This is a genomic window from Micrococcus sp. KRD096 (assembly GCF_017168495.1).
In the GTDB taxonomy this organism is placed as follows: Bacteria; Actinomycetota; Actinomycetes; order Actinomycetales; family Micrococcaceae; genus Micrococcus; species Micrococcus luteus.
Genome location: NZ_JABFAY010000013.1, coordinates 1 through 6,651, shown reverse-complemented (window position 1 = coordinate 6,651; position 6,651 = coordinate 1). Strand labels below are relative to the sequence as shown.

Here is a 6,651-nt window from a genome sequence, read left to right as displayed (position 1 = left end):
GGGTTAGACGGGGGTGGTGAAGGTGCCGGCCAGGTTCTGCAGCTGGTAGATCCACAGGGTCCAGATCCCGGTGACCATCAGCACCCCGACGAGCACCAGCAGTACCCCGCCGATGATGTTGAAGGCGCGGATGTGGCGGCGGACGAAGCCCAGCGTTCGGGTGACCCAGTCCAGGCCCATCGCCACCAGCACGAAGGGGATGCCCAGGCCCAGACAGTAGAGGAAGCCCAGCAGGGCCCCGCGCCAGGGGTCCCCGGTGGTGGTGCTCAACGCCAGCACGGCGCTGAGGGTCGGGCCCATACACGGGGTCCAGCCCAGGCCGAAGACCACCCCGAGCAGCGGGGCCCCGGCGATCCCGGTCCTGGGCTGGAAGGACATCCGCCGGGTGTTCTGCAGGAACGGCAGCCAGCCGATGAGCACCAGGCCCATCAGGATCACGAACACCCCCAAGGCCCGGATCAGCGCGTCCTGCCACTGCAACAGCCACCCGCCGATCACCCCGAAGGCGGCCCCGTAGAGGGTGAACACCGCGGCGAAGCCCATAATGAACAGTCCCACCCCGGTCATCACCCGGCGCCGGTTGTCCGCCCGGCGCGGGTCGGCCAGCCCGGAGACATACCCCAGGTATCCGGGCACCAGCGGCAAGATGCACGGGGAGAGGAAGGACACCAGCCCGGCGACCACGGCCAGCGGCATCGCCACCAGCAGTGCCCCGGACTGGACCATCTCGGCGAAGAACCCACCCAGGCTCATGGCCGTCCTCCTCGGCCCCGGCAGCGGCGATGCGGGAAGGTGGGGCAGCAACGGGCAGTCACGGAGGGTCCTCACTGATTCAATCGATCGGGGTCGCCCGGCCCGGGCGAAACCCCGCAAGAGACTACAGTGCAGGCTGTATAGTTCACCACATGCTGACGATTGCGACACGGTTGGACGTGATGAACCGGCTGGGCCGGGCGATGGCCGACCCCACCCGATCCCGGATCCTGCTGTCCCTGCTGGAGGGCCCCGGGTATCCGGCCGAGCTGGCCCAGGCCCTGGGGCTGAGCCGGTCGAACGTGTCGAACCACCTGGCCTGCCTGCGGGACTGCGGGATCGTGGCCGTCGAGCACCAGGGCCGCCGCACCCGGTACGCGATCGTCGATGCGCACCTGGCCCGGGCGCTGAGCAGTCTGCTCGAGGTGACCCTCGCGGTGGATGCCTCCGCGCCCTGCCTGGACCCGGGCTGCCCGGTACCCGGGTGCTGCGACACGGCGGAGGTGGCCTCGTGAGCGCCGCCTGCGGCTGCGAGGCCCCGACCCCCACTCCCGGTGCACCCGAGGAGCACGAGGAGCACCGGCCGTGGTGGCGCGATGCAGCCATCCTGCTCCCGGCGCTCTCCGGGCTGGCGTTCCTCACCGGGCTGGTCCTGGAATGGTCCGGGGCCGGTCTCGTGGCCACGGTGGTGTTCTGGGTCGGGCTGGTGCTGGGCGCCTGGACCTTCGTGCCCGGGGCGCTGCGCGGATTGTTCACCCGGGGCCGGCTCGGGATCGGACTGCTGATGACGATCAGCGCCATCGGCGCGGTGATCCTGGGCTACATCGAGGAGGCCGCCGCCCTGGCGTTCCTGTACTCCATCGCCGAGGCCCTGGAAGACAAGGCCATGGACCGGGCCCGGGCGGGCCTGCGCGCCCTGCTGAAACTGGTGCCCGAGACCGCGACCATCCGGGCCGGCGGGGCCACGGTGGAGGTCGAGGCCAAGGACCTGCGACCCGGGCAGGTGCTCGTGGTCCGGCCCGGGGAACGGGTCGCCACCGACGGGATCGTGCGTACCGGGCGCAGTTCCCTGGACACCTCGGCGATCACCGGCGAGTCCATCCCGGTCGAGGTCGGCCCGGGAGACACCGTCTCGGCCGGGTCGATCAATACCGCCGGGGCCCTGGAGATTGACGCCACCGCCGCCGGCACCGACAACTCCCTGACCACCATCGTGCACCTGGTCGAACAGGCCCAGGCCGAGAAGGGGGACCGGGCCCGGCTGGCCGACCGGATCGCGAAGCCCCTGGTGCCCGGGGTGCTCATCCTGGCCGTGCTCGTCGCGGCCCTCGGGTCCCTGCTCGGGGACCCGGAACTGTGGATCACCCGCGCCCTGGTGGTGTTGGTGGCCGCCTCGCCCTGCGCGCTGGCCATCGCGGTGCCGGTCACCGTGGTCTCGGCGATCGGCGCGGCCAGCCGGTTCGGGGTGGTCATCAAATCCGGGGCCGCCTTCGAGCGCCTCGGCGGGATCCGCCACCTGGCGGTGGACAAGACCGGGACCCTGACCCGCAACCAGCCCACCGTCACCGCCGTGCTCGCCGCCCCCGGCATCACCGAGGACCAAGTGCTGGGCTGGGCCGCGGCACTGGAACAGCACAGCACCCACCCGTTGGCCGCGGCCATCACCGCCGCCACCCCGGACACGCCCGCGGCCGAGGGCGTCACCGAGACCGCCGGGCACGGGATCACCGGCCGCCTGGACGGGGCTACCGTCACCGTCGGCAGCCCCCGCTGGCTGGCCCCCGGCCCCCTGGCGGCCCAGGTCCAGGGGCTGGAGGACCAGGGCATGACCGTGGTCATCATCCACCGCGACGGGGCGGTCGCCGGGGCCATCGGGGTCCGTGACGAACTGCGCCCTGAGGTCCCCACCGTCGTGACCACCCTGACCGGCCAGGGCATCGACCTGACCATGCTCACCGGGGACAACGCCCGCACCGCCCGGGCGATCGCCGACCAGGCCGGCATCGACGACGTGCGCGCCGAGTTGCGCCCCGAGGACAAGGCCACCGCCGTCCACCAGTTGACCGGCACCCGGCCCACCGCGATGATCGGTGACGGCATCAACGACTCTCCCGCCCTGGCCGCCGCCGAGGTCGGCATCGCCATGGGCGCCACCGGCTCGGACGCAGCCATCGAATCCGCCGATGTCGCCTTCACCGGCCACGACCTGCGCCTGATCCCCCAAGCTCTGGCCCACGCCCGCCGCGGCCGGGCCATCATCAATCAGAACATCATTCTCTCGCTGCTGATCATCGCCGTGCTGCTGCCGCTGGCCATCACCGGCGTCCTCGGCCTGGCCGCCGTGGTCCTGGTCCACGAGGTCGCCGAGGTCATCGTCATCGGCAACGGCCTGCGCGCCGCCACCACCCGACGCACCGCCCTGGAACCCCTCACCGACCGGCAAGCCCAACCCGCCACCACGGGATGAGCTCCTACCGTGCCTGCGGGACAGAGACGCCCAGGCCCGGTGAGACCCGACCTGTCCGGTCCATCCGGTACCTGCCAGCGATTTCACAGGTCGCGCCGGGGTCAGCAGATCCACTGAGGCGCCGGGAAACGGGCGCATCGCGAAAGGACACGAATGAACCACCGGCGCAGGTACCCCCTGGTGCTCTTGACCATTGCGATCGGGGCCGGCGTAGTGGTCCTGGACCAGGTGACCAAGTGGTGGGCGGAGAACAGCCTGTCCACGGGCGAGCGAGTCCCGCTCCTGGGTGAGCTGCTCGGGCTCCAGCTGGCCTACAACCCCGGGGCGGCCTTCTCGTTCGGGGCCAACTCGACCTGGATCTTCACCATCATCTCGGCGGTGGCGGTCGCCGCGGCGATCTGGTTCACCCTCCGGGTCCGTACCGTGTCCTGGGCGATCGTGATCGGGTGTCTCGGCGGCGCGGTGACTTCCCACCTGGGTGACCGGCTCCTGCGCCCACCGTCATTCGGGCAAGGCCACGTGGTGGACTTCCTCGCCTACGGGAACTGGTTCATCGGCAACATCGCGGACATCTTCATTGTCGGCGGGGCGCTGGCCGCGGTCCTCCTGACCGCCACGGTGCCCGACCGGGGCACCGTCGACGCCGCGCGATAACCACTACTAGGACTCCCCTCCGCGGCCCGCTGCAGTCGGTCCCCCCTAGGGAGTCAACCTGCCGGCGCCGTACGAGACCACACGGTGATCTTGGCGGGGTGGGGCGGTGCGACAGGTGGGTGGCACGCCTCGACGCCGGTCGGCGATGGAGCAGAAGCCCCGGCCCTGGGAACGACAGACCATATCCGCGTCCCGACCCCGGTGCTCCTGACCCCTGTGGTCAAGGGGCCGATCGTGCACAGGCCGACGGCCGAGGGAGGGACTGACGCACGTACAGGTGACATACGATCTGTGGTGTTCCCACACCAAAGGGAAGGATGTGCACCATGCCCGCCCCCTACCCCAAAGAGTTCCGCGATGATGTCGTCCGGGTCGCGCAGAACCGTGAGCCCGGCACCCATCTGAAAGACATCGCGAAGGACTTCGGCATCTCCGAGTCCTGCCTGACGAACTGGATTCGCCAGGCCGATATCGAAGCAGGCAACATCCCAGGCACCACCAAGGCCGAGGCCGAAGAACTCCGCGCAGCCCGCCGCAGGATCCGGCTCCTCGAGCAGGAGAACGAAGTCCTACGCCGCGCCGCGGCCTACCTCTCCCAGGCGAACCTGCCGAAAAAATGATGTACCCGCTCGTGTCCGAGCTCGCCGCCGACCAGATCCCGGTCGCGGTGTCCTTGCGGGTCCTCAAGCTCGCCCGCCAGCCCTACTACCGCTGGCGGGACCAGCCCGTCGCCGTTTCTGAGGTGGAGCAGGCCTACCGGGCCAACGCCCTGCACGCCGCTCACCTGAACGATCCGGAGTTCGGGTACCGGCTGCTGCGGGACGAGGCCGAGGCGGCCGGGGAGCGAATGGCCGCCCGTACTGCCTGGCGGCTCTGCCGCCAGAACGGGTGGCACTGCGGGTTCGGGGCCAAGCGTGGCAAGTACGGGACCCGCCCAGGCCCACCCGTGCACGACGACCACGTCCGCCGGGACTTCTCTGCCGAAGCTCCGAACCGGCTGTGGCTGACCGACATCACCGAGCACCCCACCAGTGAGGGCAAGCTCTACCTCTGCGCGATCAAGGATCTCTACGCCGGCAGGATCGTGGGGTACTCCATGGCCGGGCGTATGCAGGCCTCGTTGGCCGTGAACGCCCTCGAGCAGGCCGTGGCACGCCGCGGCGGCACCGATGCGGTGGCCGGGTGCATCGTGCACTCGGACCGCGGCTCCCAGTTCCGCTCGGCCCTATTCCAGGACGCCCTCACCACCCACGGGCTGATCGGGTCCATGGGTCAGGTCGGTGCTGCCGGGGACAACGCGGCTATGGAGTCCTTCTTCGCGTTGCTGCAGAAGAACGTGCTGGACCGACGCGACTGGGACACCCGGGACGAGCTGCGGGCCGGGATCATCACCTGGATCGAGCGAACCTACCACCGCCGCCGCCGGCAGGTGCGCCTGGGCCGATTGACGCCGGTCGAGTACGAGTTGATCATGGACCACACGCCCGCAGACGCGGCGTGAAGACGACTGTCACCTACACGTGCACCAGTCCCTCCTTCCTCTGGTGTACAGCCGGCCATCGGGTGAGAATCCAAACATCACCGGCGTGCGCAGGCAGAGGAGACCCACATGAGCCAAGAGCAACCACCACCCCGGCATCGTCTCCATGAACCCCAGCAGATCAAGCAGGCCTTGTTCTCAGACCCTGCTGACGACGCCCCAGCCACCTATCTCTGGTCCAAACCAAAGAGAGGCCGTTGCCGACGCTGTCGACTGCCGATCATCTGGATTTACACCGAACGCGAAGCACCCTGGCCCTTCCAGCCGGAAGAGTACGAGAGCGCTGGATTGCCCCCTAAGGCTCAGTGGCGCCTTCCTCGACGTCGGAAGATCATCGCCATCCAACGCCCCGCAGAACGCCCCACCGACAAGGTGCTCATCCCACACACGCATGTCTGCCCCTTCGATGAGGACTCAGACTCTCCGGCCTTGCTCCGCATCCAGAACGAGCTGCGTGCCAGCCTCGAGGAAAGCGACACGGAGGAGAAGCTCTCCTGAACAAGCAGAATCCCCACTTGGTGGACAACACGGAGCTCACGCTCTGCCACACGGAGGAGGAGCCATCACCAGCTCCCGCCCTGGCCAACGCGATATGTACGCCTAGGCCCGAGGGATTGCAGTACCGCACTAACGCATCACCGCGTGCGGCACTGCGTTAGTGCGGGTTATCCTGCCCTCATGGCACCAGCTCCTGTCACCATCGCGTTCATCGCCTCCAAGGGAGGCGTGGGCAAGACCATGGGAACCATCTGCCTCGCCGCCGCCCTGACCCACACCGGCCACAGCGTCGAAGTCCTCGACGCCGATCCCCAGGGCTCGGCCAGCGAGTGGCTGGAGATCGCAGCCGAAGAACGCCCCACAGGCTCGCCCATCCCCTTCACCTACCGGGCCGTGAACCTCTCCGACCTCAAACGGCTGCGCCCGAGCACGGACTTCGTCGTGATCGACACCCCACCGGGCACCCCCGACGTCCAGTCCGCCGCTGCCGCAGCGGCCGACCTGGTCATCATCCCCACCACTCCCAGCGCCGACGACATCGCCCGCACCTGGGCCACCGTCGACGCCCTGGGCCCCACCGTGCGCCTGGTGGCCCTGCTGAACCAGGCCAACCCCCGCACCAAGCTCTTCACCCACTGTCTATTATACACATCTAAAAAAAAGTTGAACTGGTTCCCGAGCGCGACATCGCCTACGACACCCTGGTGATCGCTGTCGGCAGCACCACCAACGACTTCGG

Annotated in this window: 7 protein-coding genes; 6 read left to right on the top strand and 1 reads right to left on the bottom strand. The window is 69.1% G+C overall.

Annotated elements, in window-relative coordinates:
* Positions 1-3: 3 nt before the first annotated feature.
* On the bottom strand, positions 4-753 hold the full coding sequence (locus tag J1M41_RS05925; RefSeq protein ID WP_036313837.1) for a cytochrome c biogenesis CcdA family protein: 750 nt from the start codon (positions 751-753) through the stop codon (positions 4-6).
* 152 nt (positions 754-905) lie between these two features.
* Between J1M41_RS05925 and J1M41_RS05920 the strand changes: the two genes are divergently transcribed.
* The 6 genes from J1M41_RS05920 (at position 906) to J1M41_RS12250 (ending at position 6,620) form a co-directional block, all read left to right on the top strand.
* Positions 906-1,268, top strand: coding sequence for a helix-turn-helix transcriptional regulator (locus J1M41_RS05920; protein WP_060775722.1), 363 nt, complete (start codon positions 906-908; stop codon positions 1,266-1,268).
* Positions 1,265-3,220 carry a cation-translocating P-type ATPase gene (locus J1M41_RS05915; RefSeq protein ID WP_170721174.1) on the top strand — a complete coding sequence of 652 codons (1,956 nt, stop codon included), beginning with the start codon at positions 1,265-1,267 and terminating at the stop codon, positions 3,218-3,220. The genes J1M41_RS05920 and J1M41_RS05915 overlap by 4 nt, the downstream gene beginning before the upstream one ends.
* Positions 3,221-3,400: 180 nt before the next feature.
* A complete protein-coding gene (locus J1M41_RS05910; protein WP_227718746.1) occupies positions 3,401-3,874 on the top strand; it encodes a signal peptidase II in 474 nt (157 codons plus the stop codon).
* A gap of 326 nt (positions 3,875-4,200) precedes the next feature.
* A protein-coding gene (locus J1M41_RS05905) for an IS3 family transposase (RefSeq protein WP_102708792.1) occupies positions 4,201-5,375 on the top strand; the annotation gives its coding sequence in 2 pieces (ribosomal slippage) (positions 4,201-4,485 and positions 4,488-5,375; 1,173 coding nt in all).
* 108 nt (positions 5,376-5,483) lie between these two features.
* A complete protein-coding gene (locus J1M41_RS05900) occupies positions 5,484-5,912 on the top strand; it encodes a DUF6083 domain-containing protein (protein WP_127435416.1) in 429 nt (142 codons plus the stop codon).
* A gap of 180 nt (positions 5,913-6,092) precedes the next feature.
* The gene (locus tag J1M41_RS12250; RefSeq protein ID WP_274607153.1) at positions 6,093-6,620 is read left to right on the top strand and encodes a ParA family protein; all 528 of its coding nucleotides are present in this window, start codon (positions 6,093-6,095) and stop codon (positions 6,618-6,620) included.
* Positions 6,621-6,651 lie beyond the last annotated feature (31 nt).